The 24,911-nt window shown below is 73.1% G+C and carries 18 protein-coding genes; 11 read left to right on the forward strand and 7 right to left on the reverse strand.

Annotation, left to right across the window (positions count from 1 at the left end; translation table 11 throughout):
* The 5 genes from H300_RS0103660 to H300_RS31370 all read right to left on the reverse strand — a co-directional run bounded on the left by H300_RS0103660 (position 1) and on the right by H300_RS31370 (position 6,483).
* Complete coding sequence (locus H300_RS0103660; RefSeq protein ID WP_028426355.1) at positions 1–1,326, reverse strand: MAB_1171c family putative transporter; 1,326 nt, start codon at positions 1,324–1,326, stop codon at positions 1–3.
* A complete protein-coding gene (locus tag H300_RS24755; protein ID WP_106966665.1) occupies positions 1,319–1,879 on the reverse strand; it encodes a ParH-like protein in 561 nt (186 codons plus the stop codon). The genes H300_RS0103660 and H300_RS24755 overlap by 8 nt, the downstream gene beginning before the upstream one ends.
* Before the next feature lie 369 nt (positions 1,880–2,248).
* Positions 2,249–3,517 (reverse strand): MFS transporter, encoded by a 1,269-nt coding sequence (locus H300_RS0103670; RefSeq protein WP_028426356.1) that lies wholly within the window; start codon positions 3,515–3,517, stop codon positions 2,249–2,251.
* 12 nt (positions 3,518–3,529) lie between these two features.
* Positions 3,530–6,187, reverse strand: coding sequence for a class III lanthionine synthetase LanKC (lanKC, locus tag H300_RS24760; protein WP_051269403.1), 2,658 nt, complete (start codon positions 6,185–6,187; stop codon positions 3,530–3,532).
* A gap of 131 nt (positions 6,188–6,318) precedes the next feature.
* Positions 6,319–6,483 (reverse strand): hypothetical protein, encoded by a 165-nt coding sequence (locus H300_RS31370; protein ID WP_158678311.1) that lies wholly within the window; start codon positions 6,481–6,483, stop codon positions 6,319–6,321.
* A 462-nt stretch (positions 6,484–6,945) separates the two neighbouring features.
* On the opposite strand from H300_RS31370, the gene H300_RS24765 reads away from it, so the two are divergent.
* The 11 genes from H300_RS24765 (at position 6,946) to H300_RS0103735 (ending at position 23,677) form a co-directional block, all read left to right on the forward strand.
* Positions 6,946–8,982: an AfsR/SARP family transcriptional regulator gene (locus H300_RS24765; protein ID WP_486583534.1), complete on the forward strand. Its 2,037-nt coding sequence runs from the start codon at positions 6,946–6,948 to the stop codon at positions 8,980–8,982.
* 72 nt (positions 8,983–9,054) lie between these two features.
* Entirely contained in the window at positions 9,055–10,194 is a 1,140-nt protein-coding gene (locus tag H300_RS24770) for a radical SAM protein (protein WP_051269405.1), read from the forward strand.
* Positions 10,191–10,946 carry an iron-containing redox enzyme family protein gene (locus H300_RS0103695; RefSeq protein WP_078515687.1) on the forward strand — a complete coding sequence of 252 codons (756 nt, stop codon included), beginning with the start codon at positions 10,191–10,193 and terminating at the stop codon, positions 10,944–10,946. Before H300_RS24770 ends, H300_RS0103695 begins: the two co-directional genes overlap by 4 nt.
* Positions 10,939–11,139 (forward strand): aroma-sacti cluster domain-containing protein, encoded by a 201-nt coding sequence (locus H300_RS0103700; protein WP_028426358.1) that lies wholly within the window; start codon positions 10,939–10,941, stop codon positions 11,137–11,139. Before H300_RS0103695 ends, H300_RS0103700 begins: the two co-directional genes overlap by 8 nt.
* A 178-nt stretch (positions 11,140–11,317) precedes the next feature.
* Positions 11,318–14,779: an adenylate/guanylate cyclase domain-containing protein gene (locus H300_RS32105; protein WP_078515688.1), complete on the forward strand. Its 3,462-nt coding sequence runs from the start codon at positions 11,318–11,320 to the stop codon at positions 14,777–14,779.
* Between the two features lie 3 nt (positions 14,780–14,782).
* Positions 14,783–15,640, forward strand: a complete 858-nt coding sequence (locus H300_RS0103710) for a S8 family peptidase (protein ID WP_028426359.1) — start codon at positions 14,783–14,785, stop codon at positions 15,638–15,640.
* On the forward strand, positions 15,637–16,275 hold the full coding sequence (locus H300_RS0103715) for a GAF domain-containing protein (RefSeq protein WP_028426360.1): 639 nt from the start codon (positions 15,637–15,639) through the stop codon (positions 16,273–16,275). Before H300_RS0103710 ends, H300_RS0103715 begins: the two co-directional genes overlap by 4 nt.
* 227 nt (positions 16,276–16,502) lie before the next feature.
* Positions 16,503–17,033: a helix-turn-helix domain-containing protein gene (locus H300_RS24780; RefSeq protein ID WP_106966667.1), complete on the forward strand. Its 531-nt coding sequence runs from the start codon at positions 16,503–16,505 to the stop codon at positions 17,031–17,033.
* A gap of 217 nt (positions 17,034–17,250) precedes the next feature.
* Complete coding sequence (locus H300_RS0103725) at positions 17,251–19,242, forward strand: HsdM family class I SAM-dependent methyltransferase (RefSeq protein ID WP_028426361.1); 1,992 nt, start codon at positions 17,251–17,253, stop codon at positions 19,240–19,242.
* A complete protein-coding gene (locus tag H300_RS29755) occupies positions 19,239–20,495 on the forward strand; it encodes a restriction endonuclease subunit S (RefSeq protein WP_486583535.1) in 1,257 nt (418 codons plus the stop codon). The genes H300_RS0103725 and H300_RS29755 overlap by 4 nt, the downstream gene beginning before the upstream one ends.
* Complete coding sequence (locus H300_RS0103735; protein ID WP_028426362.1) at positions 20,492–23,677, forward strand: type I restriction endonuclease; 3,186 nt, start codon at positions 20,492–20,494, stop codon at positions 23,675–23,677. Before H300_RS29755 ends, H300_RS0103735 begins: the two co-directional genes overlap by 4 nt.
* A 53-nt stretch (positions 23,678–23,730) precedes the next feature.
* On the opposite strand, the gene H300_RS0103740 is transcribed toward H300_RS0103735, so the two are convergent.
* On the reverse strand, positions 23,731–23,946 hold the full coding sequence (locus tag H300_RS0103740) for a DUF397 domain-containing protein (protein ID WP_051269407.1): 216 nt from the start codon (positions 23,944–23,946) through the stop codon (positions 23,731–23,733).
* On the reverse strand, positions 23,943–24,806 hold the full coding sequence (locus H300_RS0103745; protein WP_028426364.1) for a Scr1 family TA system antitoxin-like transcriptional regulator: 864 nt from the start codon (positions 24,804–24,806) through the stop codon (positions 23,943–23,945). The genes H300_RS0103740 and H300_RS0103745 overlap by 4 nt, the downstream gene beginning before the upstream one ends.
* Positions 24,807–24,911: the final 105 nt, after the last annotated feature.

The raw sequence follows: 24,911 nt of genomic DNA on the forward strand, positions 1-24,911 counted from the left end.
TCAGCCGAACTCCCGGGCGGCTCGGCGGCGCACCTCGGCGACGGCCGGGGAGCGGGTGTACGCCTCGGCCACCTCGGTCAGCCAGCCCGCCTCCTCGTGCACGGTGTCCGCCCCCCGCCCGAGCCGGTGCGCGGTCACCTCCTCGGCCCCGAAACCCGCGACGCCCCCGGCCTCCGAGGCTTCCCGGAAGCCCCCGAAGCCTGCGGCTCCCCCGGCCCCCGCAGCTCCCGCGGGGTGTTCGGCGGACGCGGGGGCTCCGGCCCGGGCGGCCTGGAGGGCCGCGGCGAGGGCGGCGGCCTCGATGACGGACGCCCGGCGTGCCGGGTCCGGCGGGAAGCGGGCCAGTGCGTCCCTCGTCCAGGCCGGCGCCCGGGGGGACAGGTGGGGCCGCAGGGCGAGATAGCCGTCCCGGATCTCGATCACCCGGCGGTAGAGCGCGTACTCGGCCCCGCCCGGTCCGCCGAGCACCGTCAGGCGGCCGCCGGGGCGGAGCGCGGTTCCCGGGGCCGCGGCGCGGAGCGCCGACCACAGCGGCCGCAGCGCCCGGCAGCCCCGCCATGCGCGCACCCAGCGCGCCGGGCCGGCGAGCGGAGCGCGCCACAGGGCCGCGCTGGCCCCGGCGACGGCCAGCAGCAGGCAGGTGCCGCTGAGCAGTTCGGAGACCGGGTTCTGGACGGCCGCCTGCGAGCCGGTGCGCACCGTGTCGATCAGCGGGGCCAGTCCCCACAGCGCCCACACCCATCCGACGAGTCCGGCGGCGGTGATCAGCCGCAGTCCGGTGCGCAGCGGTCCGGGACGCAGGCCGCGGGCGCGTCCGTGCACGGCGGAGACGAACAGGCCGACGCACCAGAGGCTGAACAGGGTGAAGACGCCGTCGAAGGCGGCCAGCGCCGCCCTGCCCGCGTCGTCGTGGACGACCATCCGCTCGCCCGCGACGGTGGCCCCCGCAAGCGGGTGGAGCACTCCGCAGGCGACGACGGTGAAGACGGTGAGCCGGACGTGGGCACCGCGCAGTTCCCGGATGCTCCGGCCCGGTCGGGGGCCGGGCAGGTCGAGTGCCATCACGGCGGAGACCAGGAAGTACAGGGCGAGGATCTCCAGTTCCCGTCCGACGGGGTAGGTCAGCCCGCTCAGCGCGGGGAGGGCCGCGCTCCACGCCCGCCCGGTGGCTGGGGCGAGCACGGCCATCGCCGCGCCCATGCAGAGTCCGAAGAGGCACAGTTGGCGGACACCGGCGGACACCCGGCCGCGGCGGGCGAGGGCGAGTTCGAAGCAGCCGAGGACGGCGGCGAGGACGGCGGGGAGGTAGCCGACGACGTCACGCATGCTCCCGGCCCCGCCGAGCGGGTGCGCCGATGAGCACCGCGGCGCGGTCGTCCCCCGGACGCGCCGCGCCGCCTTCCCGTGCGGCCCGTTGGACCTCCTGGGCCTGCTCCGCCTGCACTCGGTGCTGGATCAGCGAGGCCAGGAGTTCTGCCTCCCGCTCGTGCGCGGCGGCGTACACCGTCCGGCCGAGGACGCGGCGCACCAGGGCGGGCGAGAGGTGCGGCACCAGGCTGGCGAGGCCGGCGGAGTCGGCCGCGGCCGTGCGGTCGTGGCCGCACAGCAGGTGCGCGACCTCGTGCAGCAGGATGTGCCGCTGGTGCAGTGCGGTCGTACCCCGCGCGTAGACGATGTAGTCGACCCGGTCGGTGGTCACCAGCAGACCGCACGGCGCGTAGTGCGGCTGCTCGACGGGAAGCAGCCGGATCGGCCGGCGGCGCTGCTCCGCCAGCGAGGCGACGAACTCCCCGGGGTCGAAGGGCCGGGGCAGCGCCAGCCCGGCCGCGAGCCGACGGGTCCGCTGCCGGAGGTCCTTCTCCCGCCGGAACGCACGCACCGGGGCTCCTCTCCGCCGCGGCCACTCCACCGGCCCGCCCACAACGCGCGGCGCGCCCGGGCGCGCCGCCCGGAACCGGGAGGGAAGCAGAGGTGAGGGTCGTGCCCGGCCGCTGCGGGGGTGGTGGCCGGGCTGTCGTGGGGCGAGGTTAGCCGCCGTCGCCGCGGCTGACGAGAGCGCTGGGCCGCCGACCACGGCAACCGTCGTTTTTCGGCCGACCACGCGGGGTGACCGCCGCGTCCGCTCGGGCCCGCCCGGCCGCCCGGTGGTCGGTTCCGCGCGCCGGAACCCTCCCGACGGGCCGGGCGACCATGGCGCGCAGTCCCCGAACGGGGCCGGGCCGCCGAGCGGGCCCCCTTCGCCGGACCCTCACACCGTCCTGATCTCGACGCCCTCGGGTTCGGGTTCCGGCCGGTCGGCGTCCCGGATGCGGCGGGCCGCGCGGAGGGCGGGCGGGCCGGCCAGCAGCACGGCGCCGAGCTTCACCGCGGCGAGCGTCCACAGGGCCGCCCGCACTCCGGCGGCGTCGCCCAGGAAGCCGCCGAGCAGCGCGCCCAGGACACCGGCTCCGGCGTTGAGCACCTGGAGGGCCGCCATCGCCCGGCCCATCGCCTCCTCGGGCACGTCCACAGCGAGCACCGAGGTCAGTGCCACGTTGGCGATGGCCCCGAAGAACACCGGCAGTCCGATCCCGAGCGCCGCGACGACGGCGGCGAGTGCCCGCGGGCCGGTGGCCAGGGGAAGCAGCAGGGTGCAGCATCCCGCGGCTCCGAAGGCGAGGGTGGTGACCCGGTGCGGGTTCCGGCCGGGCCCCACCACCCGCGCCGCCAGGGCGGAGCCGGCCAGCCCCATCGCACCGGAGAGCGCGAAGACGAGTCCGTAGGCCGAGGTGGGCAGTTGCAGGTCACGCAGGAGGAACGGGCCGGTGAGAGCGGTGATCCCGGCCAGCGCGACCGCGGAGGACAGGACGAAGGCCAGCAGCGCCCGGTGGAAGGTGTGGTCGAAGAAGAACCGCATGCCGACGGCCGCACCGCGCAGCCCGCCGACCGCGGTCCGGGGCCGGGCGGCGGCCCGGTCCGGAGCGCGCATCGCCAGCAGCGCCGCCGCGCTGAGCGCGTAGCTCACCGCGTCGATCGCCAGCGCGGTCGCTCCGCCGAAGACGGCGACCGCCGGTCCGGCGAGCGAGCGGCCGACCAGGGACGCTCCGTACTGCCCCGCCTGGAGCCGCGCCCGGGCGGGGCCGACCCCCTCCGCGCCGACCAGCTGCCGCAGGTGCACGAAGTAGAGGGAGCCGGCCAGGGTGGACAGGCCGCCCCGGACGATGCTGAGCGCGATCAGCCAGGCCACCCCGACGACCTCGTGTGCCAGGCCGAGCGCGACGACCGCGACCGACAGTCCGGACAGCACGTCCAGGGCCGTCAGGACCCGGCGGGGCCGGGCGATGCGGTCCGCCAGGGCTCCGAAGGGCAGGCCCAGGAGCAGGACGGGCAGCACCGCCGCGGCGCTGATCATCCCGATCTCGCCCGCCGTGGCGTCGAGGTGCACCACGGCGATGATCGGCAGGGCCACGGCGGAGAAGAAGGAGCCGAAGGCGGAGGTCGTCTGGCCCCACCAGTACAGGTTGGTGTCGCGGCGCACGTGTGCCTCCGGTCAGGGCAGGGCCGGGGCCGGGACGCGGGCCGCGGCGAGCGAGTCGACGGTGAACAGCGCGTCCGGGCGGGGGTCGAGCAGTTCGGTGAGGAAGAGCAGCACCCCTGCCGAGCCGCTGAACAGGTCGGCGCTGTACCGCAGCGACTGGTCCCCGAGGAAGCGGACCCCGGTGGCATGCGGTATCGCGTACTTGTGGAGGACCCGGGCCGTGCGGACGGCGGCCTCCCGGCCGGAGGGGTCGCCGGTCAGCAGGCTGTGGTCGACCAGGGCCATCCCGAGCCCGGAGAGGCCCTGGTAGAGACCGGGCATCGCGGTGATGGTGCTCCGCAGCGGGGCGAGGAGGCGGGGCAGCGCCTCGCGGAGGCGCGGTTCCTCCCGCATCAGCAGGCACCGCGTCACCGCGTGCACCATGCCGGCCGAACCGGCGTACAGGTACGCCATGCTGCGGGTGTCGGTGGCGGAGACGGGGAAGGCCAGGTCGGCCGCGTCGGGATCGGTGGCCCGGTCCAGTTCGGCGTGGAGGAGCCCGACGGCGCGCGTCAGGTGCCTCGTCTCTCCGGTGGCGGCGGCGACTTGCTGGAGCATCAGCGCGATGCCGCAGCGTCCGTGCAGCAGCCCGGTGGCGTCGTCCGGGCCGAGGGCCGGGGCGAGCGCGCCGTCCGGCGGGAGCGCGTCGGCGAGGTCGGCCGCGCGCTCCAGGTGGCGGCTGTCGCGGGTGTGCCCGTAGAGGGAGAGGTGGGCCATGGCGACTCCGGCGGAGCCGCCGGCCAGGGTGGCGCACGTCCTCGTGAGGGGGTGCCGGTCGGCCGCGGCGAGCAGTTCGGCGGCCGTCTCGGCCCTCCCCCGGTCGGCGAGCACCCGGGCGATCCCCGCGGTGCCCACGAACAGGCCGGGGCCGAGCCCGTCCACCCCGGCGACGGCGTCGTCCCGCAACCGGTCCAGCACCCCTTCGGGGAGGGTGCGCCCGGCCCGGGCCAGGGCGTGCACCACGCCGGCGCTGCCGTACGCGAGGCACAGGGCGTTGCTGCGGTGGCCGTCCGGGATCGTCGGGAACACCCGGTCGGGGTGGGCCGGGTCGGCCATCGCCACCAGGGCGTCGGCGACCCGGTCGCGCAGTGCGGCCAGGTGCGGCAGCGGGTCGCGGGCCAGCTCCTCGGGGCCGGGGAGCTGCGGCGACGGGCCCGGCCGGTGGAACCGGGTGGCCCGCTTCCACAGCGCGGGCGGGACGGGGGCGCGTTCGGCCAGGTCGTGGTACTGGTGCGCCAGCACGTCGGGGTTGCGGCGCACCACGTGGTGGAGCGGGCCCAGCAGCAGGTGCGCCAGTGCGGAGACGCCGTAGTCGTCGTAGACGGCGAGGTCCTCCCCGACGAGTTCGGGCGGCGGGGAGTAGCCGGGCGTGCCGACCCGCGCGAAGGCGGTACCGGTCCGGTGCGCCGCCTCGAAGTCGACCAGCCGGACCCGGTCCTCCTCGTCGACGAGGACGTTCCCGGGGCTGACGTCGACGAAGAGGTGTCCGCAGGCGTGGAGGCGCCGCAACCGGTCCTCGACCGCGCACAGGACGCGCTCGCACCGCTCGTAGTAGGCCCGGATCTCCGCCGGGCCGGCGGTCACCCGCAGCAGCGGGTTCCGGGCGGCCATCCAGCGCGAGAGGGGAGTCCCTGCGATGAACTCGGTGACCATGAACTCGTGCTCCCAGGAGCGGAACCGGCGGATCGGCTCCGGTGCCAGCCCGGGGTCGAGGGCGTGCAGCGCGCGCAGCACCTCCCACTCGGCCTCCAGTTGCTGGACGGCCGTCGCGCCGTCCTCCCTGACGCCGGTGTGGGCTCTGGCCTCCTTCACGAAGACCTGCCGGCCGGTGGCGGTGTCGTGGGCACGATAGGCACCGCCGGCGTTGCTGTGCCGCACCGCCTCCTCGAACGCCACGCCGTCCAGCGTCACCGGGGCCGGCGCCTCGGAGGCCGGCACCCCGGGGGTGGTCGCGGGGGCGGGAGCCCCGGGGGTGGTCGCGGGGGTGGTCGCGGGGGCGGTCCGGGGCGCGCGGAAGGGGTCCTCGACGCCCGCGGGCAGCAGGAAGCCGACGCCGCGCACGTCCTCCGCGAGGTTGCCGAGGCCGTCGCGCAGGTCCAGCGCCCGGCTCCCGTCGGGTCGGACCCGGGGCCGCGCCCGGAAGGCGCCGTAGCGGTAGTGCACCGTCCGCGAGCGCCGGAAGCGGCGGTCGGTGAGGATGTACGGGCCCTCCTCGCCGTCGAGCGCCTGCTCCAGACGCTCCATCAGGCGCCGGGCGGCGGGGACGTCCACGGGGTAGGCCGCCACGAACTTGCCGCTCTGCGGACGGCCGGCGTGCTTGTGGTGGGTGAGCCGGTAGAACAGCCGGGCGGACAGGTGCTTGAACACCACGCCCTCGGCGAAGCAGACTCCGGCGACGGTGTCGAGCACCGGATCGAGACGGTCGGGCCGGGCCGAGACGTGCACCTTCCAGCCGTCGTCGGGCAGCACGGCGCCGGGCGGGCGCCACAACGTCCACACCCCGGACGTCCGGGCGTTCCAGTCGGCGGGCAGCCGGGCCGGCCGGAGCGCGTCGCCCGGGTGGGCGGCACTGTCGAGGGGTGCGTAGAACTCCGGGTCCGCGACGGCGAAGGTGAGCGGGTTGTTCCTCATCGAGCGTCTCCTGCGCGCAAGGCGGCCGACGTCAGCGGCCGGAACGACGGGCTGCCGGGCCGCGCACCGCACGGCCCGGGCGGCGTGCTCCTCCGGCGGGAGCCGGAGACGCACGCCGCCGAGTCGACCGGTCAGCAGTCCCCGAGGCTCACGGTGCTGATGAGCGCGTCGTCGGGGACGTTGCCGGCCTCCATGTCCTGGAGGGACCGGACGTTCTCGCCGTGGGCCTCGACCTCGGACTCCTCGGACTCGGCGGCGGCGTTCTCCTCGGGGGTGGGCTCGGTGATGTCAGCCATGGTTCTCTCCCTGGGTCTGTGAGATCGATGCGGCGCCCGGCCCACCGGAGTCCGCGCGGCCGAAGCCGACCGGATTCCGGGTAGGGCGCCACCGGCGTGTTCCGCCGATGCCAGGAAAGCTAGGTCCGCCGGGCTGGAATCCGACCGGCCCGCGGTATAGAGGCGGTTTCCCCGCACCTCGCGGCGGGTGGGCCCCGGTGCTTGCGGCGGGTGGGGCCGGGACGTGCGCGGGCGGTACCGCGGACGCGGTGCTGACACGGGCTCACCGCGCCGCCTACAGTCATGAACTGAGATGAATACGATGCGAGATCCCGTGCGCACTGGCTGACGTCATCGGGGGCCATCCCCGCGAACGCCGCCCGAACGCCGCCCGCGCCCCGCTCCGGACCGCGGGCACCCGCGGGCACCCGCGGGCACCCGCGGGACACGAACGCCCGTGCACACCGTCGAAGGGGGAATCCGGTGAAGGACGGAACGGACGCACCGCCACCGCACCGCCTGCGGTTCGCCATCCTGGGCCCGCTGGCCGTCGACCTCCCCGGCGGACTGCCGACCGGCCCGCTCAAGCAGCGGCTGCTCCTCGCGGTGCTGCTGTGCCGGGCCAACGCACCGGTGTCCGTCGGGCTGCTGACCGAGGCGCTGTGGGACGACAACCCGCCGCGCACCGCCCGCAAGAACGTGCAGGTGTACGTCTCGGGGCTGCGCCGCACCCTCGCCGAGGCCGGCTTCGGCGGACGGCTGGAGAACCGTCCGGGCGGCTACCTGCTGCGGGTGGCCGAGGACGAGCTGGACGCGGCGGCCTTCCGCCGGCTCTCCCGGGAGGGCCGGGACGCCTACGGGCAGGGGTCCTTCGGGACGGCCGCCCGGTTGCTGCGGCAGGCGCTCGACCTCTGGCGGGGGCAGCCGCTGCCCGAACTGTCCTGCTCGCCCTTCCTGTCCGACGAATCCGAGCGCCTGGCCGCCCGGCACCTCCGGACGTACGAGGACTGGGCGGAGGCCGAACTCCACCTGGGCAACGCCGCGGAGGTCGCCGACTCCGTCGACACGCTCGCCGAGTCGTACCCGCACCGCGAGCGGTTGCGCGCCGTGCAGATGGACGCGTACTGCCGGACCGGCCGGCAGACCGAGGCGCTCGCGGTCTACGACGGCCTGCGCCAGTCGTTGGCGGCGGAACTGGGCATCCAGCCCAGCCCGGCCCTCGCCGCGCTGTACCGCTCCCTGCTCGCGGGGGAGCAGTACGGTCCGCGGCTGCCGGCGGTGCCCCCGCAGCGGACCGGTCCGCCGGGGGCCGCGCCGCTCCCGGGCGACCTGCCGGACTTCACCGGCCGCGCGGCCGAACTCGCCGAGCTGGACGCCGCGCTGGGGCGCGGACGGCCCGTGCTGCTCACCGGCCCGGCGGGCATCGGCAAGACCGCCCTGGCGGTACGGGCGGCGCACCGCGCGTCCGGTGCGTATCCGGACGGCACCGTGCTGGTCGCGATGCGGGACGCCGCGGGGAGCCCCCGCGACCCCGCCGCCGTACTCGCCGACCTGGCCCGGCTGACCGGCTCGGACGCCTCGCCAACGCCCCGGCGGCCCGGTGACGCGGCCGGCGCGTGGCGCTCCTGGCTCGCCCGGCACCGGCTGCTGGTGGTGCTGGACGACGCGGCGGACGCGGCGGCGGTACGGCCGCTCCTTCCCGGGGCCGGGGCGAGTGCCGTGGTGGTCACGGCGCGCTCGCCGCTGCCGGGGCTGGACTCCGTCCACCGCGTCGAGGTGCCCCCCTTCCCGCCCGAGGAGGCGCTGCACCTGCTGGGCCGGCTCGTCGGGGAGTCGCGGCTGGACTCCGACCGGGCGGCCGCCCACCGCATCGCCGGCGCCACCGGCTTCCTGCCGCTGGCCGTGCGGGTGTGCGGACGCAAGCTGTCGGTGCTCCGGTACGTGCCGCTGGGCGAGTACGCGGACCGGCTCGCCGACCGCGGCGCTCTGCTGGACGAGTTGGCCTCCGGAGACCTCGACGTCCGCCGGGTACTGGACCGCACCTGGCGGGAGCTGCCGGAGTGCGCCCGCACGAGCCTGCGCGGGCTCGGGACCCTCGCCCGTCCCGTCTTCACCCTGGACGAGGCGGCCGCCGCCCTGGGCCGTCCCGCCACCGCGGCCCGGCGGGACCTGGAGCGGCTGATCGACGCCGGGGTGGTGTCCGTGCCCGACGACGAGGCGACCGCGCACGCCGTGCTCTACCGGCTGCCTCTCCTCGCCGGGGTCCACGCCGGGGAGCAGCCGGCCCCGGTGGAGCGTCCGGCCGCCGAGCGGCACCCGGGTCCGGTGGCGGCACCGGCCGCCGAGCGGCTTCCGGACCCGGTGGCGGCACCGGCCACGACCCGGGCCGTGCCCTTCCCGGCCCCCGTCCCGGCCGCTGTCCCGGCCGCCGGGCGGGAGGCCGGAGGAGCCGCGTCCGCACCCGTCCGAGCTGCGGTCATACCACCTGCCAACCGTTCGGCAACCGGCGTTGAACTCTGAGCGCCCAGGCTTGAGGAGCGCGTCCGGAGAGCGGTCAGAGCGCGCCGGAACGATCCGAGGAGGCGGCGGCAGGTGGAACTCGCCGAACTGATGCGGCTCAGGCCGCAGCCCGGGGCCGGCCTGCTGATGACCCTCACCCGGCGCTGCCCGCTGCACTGCGCCCACTGCTCGTCCGGTTCCACGATGGCCTCCGGGGAGCCGGAGGCTGCCGACCTGCTCCGCTTCGTCCGCTCGTTCACCGCGGACGACCGCCCCGAGGTGGTCATGCTCACCGGCGGCGAACCGCTGCTGCTGCCGGACCTCGTGGTGGACCTGGCCCGGGAGGCACGTCTGCGGGGCACCCGGACGGCGCTGCTCAGCGGCGCGTTCTTCGCCGCGGGCGGCCGCATCCCGGACCGGGTCGCCCGGGCCGTGCGGGCGGTCGACCACTTCTCGGTCAGCCTGGACGTCTTCCACGAGCGCGAGATCGCCCGTGCCGACGTCCTGCGCATGGTGGGCCGGGTGCTCGACTGGGGCATCCCGGCGAGCTTCCACCTCACCGGCCGCGGAGCCGAGGACCCGTACCTGGCCGACGTCACCGCCGAGATCCGCCGCACCTTCGCGGACCGCGTCCCGATGCTCGTCAACTCCGTGCGTCCGCTGGGCCGCGCGGCCTCCTGGGCCGCCGCGGCGCCCGAGGGCGAGAATCCGGGACGGGTGCAGCCGTGCTCGATGGCCGCCTGGCCGGTCGTGGCCCCCGACGGAACCGTCCTGGCCTGCTGCAACCAGCAGACCGTGGACCGGCGCCCGGCACCGCCGCACCTGCGGCTCGGGCACATCGGCACGGACGGCTGGCCCGAGGTGCGGCGGCACAGCGCGGACTCCCCGGTCCTGCGGATGGTGCGCAGTGCCGGGCCCGCCCACCTGCTGTCCCGCGCGGGTCCCGGCGGCGAGGGCGCCCCCCGCGGGTACTGTGCCGGCTGCCGGAAGCTGAGCGACCTTCCGGCGGCGCTCGGCACCGCGCGGCGGCTCGCCTCCGGAGCGGCGGGCGCGCTCCTGGACCGGGAGACGGCCCGGCACCTGGTCGGGGAAGGGCCGGTGGCCCTGATGCGGCGGCACGGGGTGCCCGTGTACGCGGAACTGGTCGCGCTGCCCGGGTCCGGCGTCCCGGAGCCGCCTCTCGGCGGCCAGGCACCGCCCGGGGGCACGGAGCCGCCCGGGAGGGACCGGTGAGGGGGCCCGCCGACGGCCCGCCGCCCGCCGGGACGGCACCCGCCGGGGAGGCGCTGCGCGTCCGGCTGCTGCTGACGGCACCGGCGGTGCGGGCCGTGCTCAACGAACTGTGGCGGCGGCCCGGGCTCCCCGAGCGCTACGCGGCCTACCTGCACGCCATGCACGGGGTGATCCGGGCCTCGGTGCCGCTGATGGAGCGCGCCCACCGGCGCTGCGCCGCACTCGGCCCCGCGGACCCGGTCGCCGGTCCCCTGTCCCGGTACCTGGAGCAGCACATCGCAGAGGAACGGGACCACGACCAATGGCTGCTGGACGACCTCGCGGTCCTGGGGGCGGAGCCGTCCGAGGTGCTGGACCGCCAGCCGGCAGCGGCGGTCGCCGCGCTGGTGGGCCCCCAGTACTACTGGATCGAGCACCACCACCCGGTGGCGCTGCTCGGCTACATCGCGGTGCTGGAGAGCAACGCCCCGGCGCCCTGGCTCGCCGACCGGCTGGTCGGCGCCGCGCGGCTCCCGCCGTCGGCCGTCCGGACCGTCCGGGAGCACGCGGAGCTGGACACCGGGCACGCCCGGGCGGTGTTCGACCGGATCGACGCGCTCCCGCTGACGCCGGAGCTGGCGAGAGCCGTGGCGGTGAGCGGGCTGACCGCCACCGGGGCCCTCGTCCGGCTCTTCGCCGGACTCGCCGGCCCCGCACCGACCGGAGTGCCGCACGGCACGCCGGTGGTTCCGACGGAGGTCACACATGGATGAGCAGACGGACGTGCTGGCCGCGCTTGCCGCGGAGGGCTACACCGTGCAGGACCTCAGCGAGGGCCAGCGCACGTTGCTGCGTGACCTCTCCGCCGAGGAGCTCGCGCTGCTCCTCGACATCAAGGCACGGCTCGGCGAACTGGGACCGGAGGTGCAGGCCCACAGCGAGATCGCGGGCGGTGCGCTCTTCTGACCCCGCGCCGCGGGTGCCGTGCCGACCGCACCGACCCGCGGCACCGGATCGCTCCCGACCGGCAGGGCACCGGTGCCCGCGCAGCGCCCGCGCGGGCACCCGCCGGGAGGACACGCCCCTGCGCCACCGCACCGCCGCCCTCCGGCCGTGCGTCCCGCCGCGATCCCGAGGACCCGCCATGGACTGCTCCGCCTGCCACCTGCCGCTCCCCGGCACCGCCCGGTTCTGCCTGCACTGCGGCGCCGCCTGCCCCACCGCCGCGGCGGTCGAGGAGCGCAAGGTGGTGACGATCGTCTTCTGCGATCTGGTCGGCTCCACGGCACTCTCCGGTGCGCTCGACCCGGAGGCGCTCCGCGCGGTGACCCTGCGGTACTTCGACGCGATGAGCGAGCGCATCGAGGAGTACGGCGGGACGGTGGAGAAGTTCATCGGCGACGCCGTGATGGCCGTGTTCGGGATTCCGGTCATCCACGAGGACGACGCCCGCCGGGCGCTGACCGCCGCACTCGGCATGCAGGACGCGGTGGCGGCGCTGAACACCGAGCTGTCCCAGACCCTCGGCGTACGGCTGGCGGTGCGGATCGGCGTGCACACCGGCCCGGTCGTGACGACCTCGGACGTGTCGGCGCGGCAGAAGCTCGTGTCGGGCGAGACGGTCAACATCGCCGCCCGCTTGGAGCAGAACGCCTCCGAGGGCGAGGTCCTGATCGGGGACGGCACGCTGTCGGCCGCCGGCCCGGCCGCCCGTACCGAGCCCGTCGGGGCGCTCAGCCTCAAGGGCAAGGACGCCGCCGTGACCGCGCACCGACTGCTGGCCGTGGACGAGGACGCGCCGGAGCTGCTGCGCCGCTTCGACGTGCCGTTCACCGGCCGCCGGCGCGAGCTGGGCGAACTCGGCCTCGCGCTCGACGGCGCGGCCGAGGGGGGCGGCTCCCAACTGGTCACGGTCTACGGGGAGGCCGGCATGGGCAAGACCCGGCTGGTGCGCGAGTGGCGGGATTCCGTGGTGCCGGGGGCGGCCTCGGGGTCCGGGCGCTGCCGTTCCTACGGCGACCGGGGAAGCCTGGCCCCGCTGGCCGAGGCGGTGCAGGAGCTGCTGGCCGACGCCTGGGCGGGCCCCGCCACCGGCCGGAACACCGCCCCGGCCCGGCCCCCGGCCCCGGCCCCGGCCCCGACCGCCACCGCCGCCGCCGCCGGTGCAGGCGCCGGCGGGGCGGCCGACGCGCTGCTGCGCGCCGCCGAACCCGCCGAACGCGCCTCGGTCCGGGCGGCCTGCTCGGTGCTCGGGGCCGGCCTGCTGGAGGACGGCACCCCCAACCCGTCCGTGGACGACACCTGCGCCGCGCTGACGACCCTGCTGTCCGCCGTGGCCCGCCGGCGCCCGGTCGTCCTGATCGTGGACGACTGCCACTGGGCGAGCGAACTGCTGCTGGACGTCCTGGACCGGCTGATCGAGGAACTCGACCTGTCCGCCGTCCTCCTCGTCTGCACGGCCCGGCTGGACCTGCTGGACCGCAGACCCTCCTGGGGAAGCGGACGCCTGCGGTCGCGGGCGCTGATGCTGGGCGGCCTCTCGCCCGCGGAGGCCGAGACCATGGCCGGTGCCCTCGTCGAAGTGCAGGCCCACCGGGCCGCCGTGCCGTCGGAGATCATCGAGGGAGCCGGGGGGAACCCCTTCTACCTGGAGCAGTTGCTGACCACCGCCGACGAGTCCGGCCGCGGCGCCTCGCTGCCGCCCACGCTCCAGGCCCTGCTCGGTGCCCGGCTCGACGCCCTGGACCGCTCCGAACGGGCCGTGCTGGACCTGGCCGCCGTACTGGGCCGCGAGTTCGACACCGCCCGGATCACCGCACTGGCCGCCGCCGAGCGCACCCCGGGCGGCCCCCTGACCGGCGCCGGTCAGGAGGGGGGCGGCGCCGGGGCCGTACCGGACGACGGCGGAGAGCCGGGCGGCCGGACCGGACCGGGCGGCGTCCGGCGCGATCCGGTCCGTACGGCGCTGGCCGGCCTGCGGCGGCGGCGGCTGATCCAGCCGGTCGGGCGACCCACCTCCCTCGCCGCGGCGCACCGGTTCGGCAGCGGTCTGCTGCACGAGGTCACCTACGACTCCATGGCCAAACGGGTACGCGCCGAACGGCACGAGCGCGCCGCCGCGCTGGACGGTCCGGACCGGTTCGGGGCCACCACCGGCCCCGAACCGGTCCGCTCGGGAACGCCCGGACCCGGGCCCGGCGTCGGCATCGGACCCGGGCCCGGCGTCGGCGTCGGACCCGGCGTCGGCCTTGGGCCCGGGCTCGGGCAGGAGGTACAGGCGGTCGGCCATCTGGAGCGGGCGTACCGGTACCGCACCGAACTCGGCCTGCTGGACGCCCGTACCGAGGCGCTGCGGGACCGCGCGACGGCCGGGCTGGCCGAGGTCGGCGGAAGGGCGCTGGCCCGCGCCGACCTGAGCTGGGCCGAGGCGCTGCTCTCCCGCGCCGCCGGGCTGGCCCCCGCAGGGGGGCCGACCTGGACGACCGCCACCCGCCGGCTCGGCGAGGTGCGGCTGGCCACCGGCCGGACCGGGACGGGACACGAACTCCTCACCGCGGTGCTCGCCGAGTCCCGCGACCCGGTGGAGACCGCCCACGCCCGGCTCTCGATGGCGGCGACCGCCCCGGGCGACGCCGCGCGGACCGCCCGCCGGGCCCTCGCCGTGTTCGAGGCCGCGGGTGACGACCTCGGGGTCGCCCGGGCGTGCCTGCGGATGGCGCAGGAGCGCCAGTTGCAGGGGCGGCACGGGGAGGCCGACGCGCTGCTCACCCGCTCGCTGGACCACGCGGTGCGGGCGGACGCGGAGCCGGAGCGGGCGGCGGCGCTCGGAGCGGTCGGCATCTCGCTGTGGCGCGGACCCGAGCGGGTACCGGAGGCCGTGCGCCGCTGCCGCGGGCTGCTCCACGAGCACGGCGGCACCCGCGCGACCGTACGCGTGACCCTGAACTGCCCGCTCGCGGTGCTGCTGGCCCTGGAGGAGGACTGGGAGGGCGCCCGGGAAAGGCTGGCGGAGGCCCGTCGCCTCGTTGACGAACTCGGCTTCGCCGAGGGGCGGGTGGTGCTCCCCGTCTTCGGGGCCGCCGTCGAGGCGCTGGCCGGGCGGCCGCGCAGGGCGGCGGACCTGCTGGCCGAGGCGGCGGAGCACGCGCCGCCGGGAACCCTCGGCGGCGCGGTGGCGCGTGAGCACGCGCGTCTGCTCGTCGAGGAGGGCCGGCACGCCGAAGCCGCCGAGCGGCTCGACTCCGGCGCCGGCCCGGAGCGGCTGCCGCGCGCCGACGCGGCCGATCTGGACGGCATGCGGGGCCGGTTGGCGGCGGCGTACGGCCGCCGGGAGGAGGCCGTGCTACGCGCCGAGCGTGCCGTCGAAGCGGCCGAGTCGACCGACTCGCCCGTGGTGCGGGGGGTCGCCTGGACGGACCGCGCGGAGGTGGACCGGCTCCTGGGCCGGTGGGAACGGGCCGAGGAGGCGGTGGCCGCCGCCGACCGGTGCTGGGCGGAGAAGGGCCATCTGCCGGGAGCCCGCCGCGCGGCGGACCTCCGGACACGCATAGCCGGTGCGGCACGGGCAGCCGGTGCGGCACGGACCGCGCCGGACGGGAAGGACTGAGCGATGGACACCGCCGAGCGGGGAGGCGCGGCCCCGGGCACCCGCGCCGGACTGACCTGGAAGCTCCGCGCCGGGCGCCCGGAGGACGTGGCGATCGAAGCCGACGGGCAGCCCGCGCCCCCGTCCTGGGCGTGGGGCGGGGCGCGCGGCAGGGGGGTACGGGTGTGCGTGGTGGACTCCGGGGTCGAGGCGGACCATCCGATGGTCGGGCCCGTGCAGAGTTCCTGGCGGGTGGTCCAGGAGGAGCAGGGCTGCACGGTGGTGCCGACCGAGGCGTCCGACGCCTGCGGCCACGGCACCGCCTGCGCCGGCATCGTCCGCCGGACGGCGCCGGAGTGCGAGATCCACAGCGTCCGGGTGCTGGGCGAGCGGTTCTCCGGCACCGGGGACATGATGCTCACCGGGTTGCGCTGGGCCGTCCGGCAGAACTTCGACGTGATCAACCTGAGCCTGTCGACCACTCGGACCCGGTTCGCCGAGGAGCTCCACAGCCTCGCCGACGAGGCGTACTTCCGCCGGACGGTGATCGTCGCCTCGGCGCACAACACCCCCGTCGAGAGCTTCCCCTGGCGCTTCGCCTCGGTCATCTCCGTCGGCAGCCACCAGGAGGACGATCCCGACCTGCACCTGTACAACCCCGCCCCGCCGGTGGAGTTCTTCGCGCCGGGGCAGAACGTCCGGGCGGCCTGGCTGGGCGGGACGTCCATCCGCACCACCGGCAACAGCTTCGCGACTCCGTTCGTGGCCGGGCTCTGCGCCCGCATCCTTTCCAAACACCGCAGGATGACGACGTTCCAGCTCAAGAACGCCCTCTACCTGTCGGCGGCCAACGTGCACACAGGCACCGGAGGTACATCGTGATCGAAGCCCACGACTCGACGCCGGTCACGACCGGCGGGAGACCTGCCGACCAGCCCGACCCGGCGGCCGGGGAACTGCTCCACTCGGTGGTGGAGGTGGCGCGGGCCATCTTCGACGCCCAGGCGAGTTCGGTGTTCCTCTACGACGAGGAAGCGCACGAACTCGTCTTCCAGGCCGTCGCGGGCCAGGGGGAGGACACCCTGGTGGGCCGGCGGTTCCCGGCCGGCGACGGCATCGCCGGCTGGGTGGTCTCCTCCGGGGAACCCATGGTCGTCGACGACCTGACGCACAACACGGCCTTCGCCCGCGACTTCGCCGAGTCCACCGCCTACGTACCGGACTCGATCATGGCGGCACCGTTGCTGCACCACGACCGGATTCTCGGCGTGCTGGAGGTGCTCGACCCGGTCCCCCAGTCCCGTTCCAGCCTGGACGAGCTCGACCTGCTGGCGCTGTTCGCCCGCCAGGCCGCAGCGGCGCTGCGGGTCGTCGCCGACAACCGGTCCGCCCCCGCCGCTCCGGACACCGGCCGTCCGGCCGCGGAGCACGGACCAGCCCTGGACCAGAGCGGGCGCAGCGCCGCACTGCACCTGGTGGGCAGCCTCCAGCGCCTCCTGGAGGCGCCCGCCCGCTGACCCGGGGGCGCGGGGGGGGCGGGGGCGCGGGGGGCGCGGGGGCGAGACGGGGGTCCGGTGCGGGTGCAGGGCGGGGGGCCGCACCGGCGCCGGGCCCCCGCCGCGCGCCTCGGCGCCGGGGCGGGGACAAGCCCCCCGCCCCCGACCGGACAAGCCCTTAGGATGGCGGGGAGGGGCAGGGGGCCCGCACGAGTCGATCCCCTGCCGAGGGAGGGACGGGCGGAGAAGTGGCCGGGACGGACGAGCACACGAGCCTGGCGGAGCGGATCGACGCGCTCTTCCGCGTGGTGCGCCGACCCAGCCGTGAGCAGTACAGCCACGAGGAGGTCGCCCGCGCCTGCCGTGAGGCTACCGGCGAGAGCTTCTCCGCCACCTACCTGTGGCAGTTGCGCACCGGCCGGCGCGACAACCCCACCAAACGCCACCTCGAAGCCCTCGCCCAGTTCTTCCAGGTCCCGGTGGCCTACTTCTTCGAGGAGGACCGCAGCACCGGGATCGCCGCCGAACTCGAACTGCTCGGCGCCCTTCGGGACGCGGGCATCCGCAGCATGGCGCTGCGCGCGGTGAACCTCTCCCCCGAGGCCGTCGGCACCATCAGCGACATGATCGACGTCATCGGCCGCCGCGAACGCGGCGGGCAGGACGCCCCCGGAGGGCAGGACGCCCCGGGAAGGCGGGACGGGCCCCCGGAGCAGGACGGGCGGGACGGGCGGGACGGGAACAGCCGTGGCGAGCGGCACCCGGGGGAACACCCCTGATCCCGGCACCGCCCACCCTCCCGAACACCGGCCCGCGCCATGTGCGACCCGCGCTGCGTTCCGGCACGCGAGGGCCGGACCGGCTCGCCGACGAGCCGGTCCAGGGGCCGACGACGATCCCTGCGGAAGCGCCCACGGAGCCGTCTCCCATCCACCACACTGGACCGCACCCGCTCCTCTCGGGCGGGACAGGTCAGGAAGGAAACCGGGGAACCCCTTGAACAGCAGTAAGCACACGGAGCTGGCGAACCACGCCTGGTCCGTCGCCGACCTCCTGCGCGGTGACTACAAGCAGTCCGACTACGGCAAGGTCATCCTGCCCTTCACCGTGCTGCGCCGCCTGGAGTGCGTCCTGGAGCCGACCCGCGAGCAGGTCGCGGAGACCGTGGCCCGCTTCGAGGGCCAGGACATCGACACGGCCCACTTTCTCCGCAAGGCGTCGGGGCACTCGTTCTACAACAGGAGCGACCTCACGCTGAAGCGGATCGCCGCCGACCCGCAGAACGCGGCGAAGCTGCTACAGATCTACGTGGGCGGCTTCTCGGAGAACGCCCGCGAGGTCCTCGACAAGTACGAGTTCGCGCAACAGATCAAGCGGCTCGACGGCGCGGACCTGCTCTACCAGGTCATCGGCAGGTTCACCGACCTGGATTTGCACCCCGACGTGGTCTCGAATCACCACATGGGGTACGTCTTCGAAGAGCTGATCCGCCGCTTCGCGGAGCAGTCGAACGAGACGGCGGGCGAGCACTTCACTCCCCGCGAGGTCATCCGGCTGATGGTCAACCTGCTGATCGCCCCGGACGGCGACGCGCTCCAGGTTCCCGGTGTGGTGCGTACGGTCATGGACCCGGCCTGCGGCACCGGAGGCATGCTCTCGGCGGCCGAGGAGTACATCCGGTCCCACAACAAGGACGCCACCGTCGAGGTGCACGGACAGGAGCTCAACCCCGAGTCCTGGGCCATCTGCCGGTCCGACCTGATGATCAAGGAGCAGGACCCGGAGAACATCGCCTTCGGCAACTCCTTCAGCGACCCCGGCCACGGCCGCGAGAAGTTCGACTACCTGCTGGCCAACCCGCCGTTCGGCGTGGAGTGGAAGAAGGTCAAGGACGAGGTCGAGTACGAGCACCGGCACCTCGGCGACGCGGGCCGGTTCGGCGCGGGCCTCCCCCGGATCAACGACGGCTCGCTCCTCTTCCTCCAGCACATGATCTCGATGATGAAGCCGGTGGACGTCAAGGGCGGGGGCGGTTCACGCGTCGCCATCGTCTTCAACGGCTCTCCGCTCTTCACGGGCGGAGCCGGTTCCGGCGAGTCGGAGGTCCGCCGCTGGATTCTGGAGAACGACTGGCTCGAAGCCGTCGTCGCCCTGCCGGACCAGCTTTTCTACAACACCGGCATCTCCACGTACTTCTGGGTTCTCACCAACCGCAAGGCCCCGGAGCACAAGGGCAAGGTCGTCCTGCTGGACGCGCGCGACCAGTGGCAGAAGATGCGCAAGTCCCTCGGCGACAAGCGCAAGGAGTTGAGCGCGCAGCACATCCGGGAGGTGACGCAACTGTATGCGGAGGCCGTCCACGTCGCCGACGACCCGGACCACCCGCTTCACGGCAAGGTCAAGGTCTTCGACAACACCGCCTTCGGCTACCAGCGCATCACGGTCGAGCGTCCGCTGAAGCTCCGCTTCGAGGTCACCGAGGAGACGCTGACGGCCCTGGCAGCGGCAAAGCCGGTCCAGAAACTGACGGACCCCGAGGCGTTCGTGGGTGCTCTCCGTACGCGGCTGGGCTCGTCCTGGCCCAAGAAGGCGGACGCCTGGGTCGACCTGAAGGACGCCGTGGTCGCCGCCGGCCTGCTCTGGCCGACGGGCGCACCTTTCGCGAAGGCCCTGCGCGACGCGGTCGGCGTGCGCGACCCCGAGGGCGAGGTGCAGCGCATCAAGGGCGAGACGGAGCCGGACACGGAACTCCGGGACTACGAGAACGTCCCGCTCGGCGAGGACGTCGAGGAGTACCTGGAACGTGAGGTCCACCCGCACGTCCCGGACGCATGGATCGACCACACGAAGACCAGGACCGGCTACGAGATCCCGTTCACCCGGCACTTCTACGTCTACGAGCCCCCGAGGCCCCTGGCCGAGATCGACGCGGAGCTCAAGACCCTGGAGGCCGAGATCCAGGCCCTCCTCGGCGAGGTGACGGAATGAACGACGTTCTTGCTTCGTTGCCACCACATTGGGGCATCACACGGTTGGACCGAATCGCATCCGTAAAAGCGCGTATCGGCTGGAAGGCACTCACGGCGGCCGAGTACCAAGAAGAAGGTTACGCCTTTCTAGCTACTCCGAACATCAAAACTCGCACAATTGACTACGCGAACGTGAATTATATCTCACAGTTTCGCTATCACGAATCCCCGGAACTCAAGCTGAGAGAGGGGGATGTCTTGCTAGCGAAAGACGGGAACACTCTCGGAATCGTGAACATCGCCCAGGACATTCCCTGCGAAGCTACAGTCAATGGCTCAATCGCGGTGATTCGAACCTCTTCAATGGAGCCACGTTTCCTGCGATATGTAATCGCCAGCACCCCCATTCAATCTCACATTAATTCCGTCAAGGACGGCATGGGGGTCCCACATCTTTTCCAGCGAGACATTAAACGTTTCCCGCTACCCGAACCCCCAGAAGCAGAACAGCGCCGAATCGCCGATTTCCTCGACGCCGAGATTAGCAAACTCGCCGCGATTACGCATTCACGCGCACTTCAACATAAACTACTAAATGATCGCATCGACACCCGGGTGCTCAACATAATCGGGAAAAGCAGCCTTGCTGAGCCGAGCACGGGGGATCCGCTCATCGCCATGCGCTGGCTACTCGACAAACACAATCGCGCCACCGCGGACACTTCAGAGGTTATTACAGCCTTTCGGGACGGGCAAGTTACCGCTCGCTCACTGAGACGTGCCGAAGGTTATACAAATTCGGCTTCTCTCGAACCACACGGTGTCCATGTACGAGTGGACGATGTCATCGTGCATGGATTGGACGGGTTCGCTGGCGCAATCGGCACTTCTGAAGCTGAGGGAAATTGCAGCCCGGTCTATCATGTACTGACACCCCGCAAAGAGGGTGACGCGCTTTACTACGGAAGACTGCTGCGAATTCTATCCCTGCAAGGCTATCTCACTGGATTCTCTTACAGTACGCGAGAACGCGCGTTCGACTTCCGCAACTGGGATATGTTCGGGCGCATTCCGATCCCGGTCGCACCTCTCAAAGAACAGCATGAAATTGGGGATCAGATTCGCAAATTGCGTCCCCTTCGCGGCAAACTCGATGAGTTCGACGCCCGCATTACCGAACGGCGTCAGGCGCTCATCACCGCGGCCGTCACCGGTCAGTTCGACGTGTCCACCGCCAGCGGACGGAACACCACGGAGGGAATCAGCGTATGAGCCCCGCCCACGACGAGTCCGCGTTCGGTTCCGCGATCGTCGCCGCGATGACCGAGCGCGGTTGGCACGAGGTCGGTCCTGCCGGCTATCAGCCGGAACTCGGTCTGGACACTCGGGAGCTGTTCGAGTTCCTCGACAGGACCCAGGCGGAGGAGTGGTACGAGCTGCGGACCGTCTACGGTGACGCCAACGAGGCTCAGCGCGGCTTCGCACGCCGTCTGGACCAGGCGATCGCCACCGACGGCCTGCTGCACGTCCTGCGCAACGGTGTGAAGGATCGCGGGGTCCGCCTGCGGGTCGCCTACTTCAAGCCGAACCTCGTCCCCGAGGACTCGGTTCTCGACGGCTATCGGGCCAACCGGCTCACCGTCGTCCGTGAGCTTTCCTACGCCACGAAGCAGCTCGACGCGCACCACCGCCTCGACCTCGCCCTGTTCCTCAACGGCATCCCGATCGCCACCGCCGAGCTGAAGAACCCCCTGACCGGCCAGGGCGTCGAGCAGGCCAAGCAGCAGTACCGCACGGACCGCGACCCCACCGAGCTGGTCTTCACCCGCCGGGTGATCGCGAACTTCGCCGTCGATCCGGACCGGGTCTTCGTCGCGACGCACCTCAAGGGCGAGAACACCCGCTTCCTGCCCTTCAACACCGGCTCTGACGGTCCCGGACGCCCCGGCGGTGCCGGAAATCCGGCTCCGGCCGCCTACGGCACGTACGCCACGTCCTACCTCTGGGAGCAGGTCTGGGAGCGGGAGAACTGGCTCGACCTCCTCCAGCGGTTCGCCCACCAGCAGAAGACCAAGGCCCCCGGAGGCGCGACCGCCCGGACCACGGTCTTCCCGCGCTACCACCAGTGGGACGTGGTCAAGAAGCTGACCGCGCACGCCGCCGCCCACGGCCCCGGGCACAACTACCTGATCATGGCCTCGGCGGGCTCGGGCAAGTCCAACACCATCGGATGGCTCGCGCACCGCCTCTCCGACCTGCACGCCGGCAACGATCCGCGCGCGCTCGACTCCGAGGCCCTGGCCGCCGGCCGGATCAAGCCGGGCAGCCCGGTCTTCGACAAGGTGATCGTCATCACCGACCGCAGGAACCTGGACGCCCAGCTCCGCGCGACCGTCGGCAGCTTCTCGCAGACGGACGGGCTGGTCGTCAAGGTGGACGAGAAGCAGGGCGCCAAGAGCGAGCAGCTCGCCCGCGCCCTCTCCCGCGACACCGGCAAGATCGTCACCGTCACCCTGCACTCGTTCCCCGCGCTCCTCGACTACATCAAGCGCACCCCGACCGAGATCAAAGGCACCCACTTCGCGATCGTCATCGACGAGGCGCACTCCTCGCAGTCGGGGGACGCGGCCACCTCCGTCCGCGCCGCTCTCCGCGAACTCGGACTCGACTCGGACTCCGCCGACAGTGGCGCGACCAGCGTCGCCGTGACACAGAAGCTCCGGAGAAAGGCGCTTGAGCGCTCCCGGGCCGCCAATCTCTCCTACTTCGCCTTCACCGCCACTCCCAAGTCCAAGACGCTCGAACTCTTCGGCACCCCGGACCGGGTGGACGGGAAGGAGGCCTACCGGCCCTTCCACACGTACTCCATGCGCCAGGCCATCGAGGAAGGCTTCATCCTCGATCCGCTGCGCAACTACATCACGTACAACACGTACTGGAAGCTGGTGAACCAGAACCGCGAGGAGTTGGAGGTGGACCCCGGCAAGGCGAACTCACTCCTCGCCCGCTACGCCCTCACCCACGACTCGACGGTGTCCCAGCACGCCCAGGTGATCGCCGAGCACTTCGTCACCCACACCCGCGGACGGCTCGGGGGACGGGCCAAGGCCATGGTCGTCACCGCGTCCCGGCGCTCGGCCGTGCAGATGGCCCGCGCCATCAAGAGCTATCTCCGGGACCGCGACTACGACACCAAGTACCCGGACGTGGGCGTCCTCGCCGCCTTCTCAGGTTCACTCACCATCGACGGCGAGGAGACCACGGAGACGAAGGAGAACGACGGGCTGTCGGAGACCGCGCTGCCGAAGGCCTTCGACTACACCCGGGCCGACGACAAGGCTGCGAAGGCGGGAGGGAAGGGGCAGCCCGAGTACAGGATTCTCGTGGTCGCCGAGAAGTACCAGACCGGCTTCGACCAACCCCTGCTGTCCACGATGTACGTCAACAAGACCCTGACCGGCATCTCCGCGGTCCAGACCCTCTCCCGTCTGAACCGCACCGCCGAGCGGAAGGCGCAAGCGGACCTCGCCGTCCTGGACTTCACCAACGAGGCCGAGGACATCAAAGAGGCGTTCCGCCCGTACTTCGAGGAGGCGAACACGCTTCCCTCGGACCCCAACCTGCTCTACACGGCCCAGAGCCGGGTCATGTCCGCGCCGATCATCTCCGAGACGGAGATGGACGAGTTCGCCACCGCGTACTTCGCGGCGAAGGACAGAGCCGCGGGCTCGACGGCCGCGTGGGAGAAGCTGCACGCGGAGCTGTACCGCCGCCTCTCCCCCGCGGTCGTCCGCTACGAGGCCCTGCGGGACAACGACGAGGACGAGGACGACGTCCGGACGGCCGAGGGCTTCCACGCCGACCTGCACGACTACGTGCGCAAGTACGGGTTCCTCGCCCAGATCGTGCCGTACCACGACCCCGAGCTCGAACGGCTCCACCTCTACGGCCGGTACCTCCTCACGCGTCTGCGCGGCCGGGCCGACGGCGGCGTGGACATCGGAGCGGTCGACCTCAGCCACCTGAGGGTGGAGAGGACCGGCGAGCACGACGTCTCCCTGAACCCCGAGGGCCCCGCCACGATGCAGGGGTTCGGCGACGGTGAGGGCGGCGCCCAGGACCCGGACAAGTCACTGCTGTCGGAGCTGATCGAGAAGTTCAACGCCAAGTTCGGCACGGACTTCACCGAGCAGGACGTGATTCAGCCCTTCGAGGAGGCCAAGGCCGATGCGAAGGTGCGGGCCGCGGCCGTCGTCAACGACGAGGGCAACTTCGGCAAGGTCTTCGACAGGGTCTTCGCCGACAAGATGGCCGACCACATCGACTCCATCGCCGGGCTGGGCCGCCAGTACTTCGGCCCCGACCGGAACTTCAAATCCAGCCTCGACCGCAGCGCCCGCCGCGCCGCGTGGCGGATGATCCGCCGCGAGGAGGGGTTGGACGACGCCGCGTAGGGGCAGGCCGCGCCTGCGCGCACCGCGTCCGTGCACGCAGGCGCGGACCGTCGCTACGCCTGACGGCCCGCGACGGCCAAGGCCACGAACCCGGCCCACGCCTCACGACCGACCGCCAGCACAGGCCCGTCCAACCGCTTCGAATCCCGCACGCGCACCGAAGCGGAAGCCATCGCCACCTCGACGCACTCACCGCCCTCTCCACTGCTGTGGCTGCTCTTGTACCAGACCGCCTCGGGCAAGTCATCCTGTGTCACCCGGTCACTCATGTCTCTCCCAAAATCTTATTGATGAAGGTCAGCGACTCGCTCGGAGTAAGCGCCTGTGCTCTGAGAATGCCGTACTGCTCCTCGCCATCTCTGACAAGCGTTCTCTCCATGTGCAGGTGGCTGTCACGCTGCACCTCAACGTATGCCATCCTCCGACCCTCACAGGTTTCGATCAAGGTGAACGGCCCCGCCAAACCGCAGTGTTCCTGGCGCGCAGTCGGCATCACCTGGACTTCAACGTTGCGCCGCTGCCCGACCCGGAGAATCTCCTCAAGCTGCTCCCGCAGGATCGCCGAACCCCCGACAGGACGCCTCAGGACCGATTCCTCCACCACGAAACTCAACGTCGGCAGGGGGCGGCGCGCGAAGATACGCTGCCTCGCCAGCCGCGCAGCGACACGTTCTTCAATGGTCTCGTCGTCCAGTAGTGGGCGACGCATGGTGAACACCGCACGCGAGTAATCCTCCGTCTGCAACAACCCCGGCACGGCCAACGCCGCATACACGTGGAGTGAGACCGCCTCCCCCTCCAGCCGAGCCATGTCCCTAAAGAAGGCCGGGTACTGGGACCGGGCGACGAGTTCTTTCAGGGCTCTCAACACACCTCCCGCGCGCAGCACCTCGTCAGCCTTGTCGATGAAGTGCGGCTGAGGCATACGGCGGCCCTGCTCGATCGACGCCACCGATTGCGGGGCATACCCCACCTGTTTGCCGAACTCCACCCGGTCCATGCCGGCCTGGGTGCGCAGCAGCTTCAGCTGACGTCCGAAGGCCGTCACCACGCCGTGCCCCGGCTCGTCCTCCGGCCGCTGCCCCAACGGCTCCGGTTCGCGCTCGGTGGTCCCGCCTTCGTCCCGCATGGGCCTTCACTCTTCCCTTCGTGTGCACGTGGTCTGCCGCGTGCGTACGAGCGACACACGACGGCGAGTGACTACTTGTCACGCTACGACATAGACGCAGGTCAT

Source organism: Streptomyces sp. TAA040, assembly GCF_000424845.1.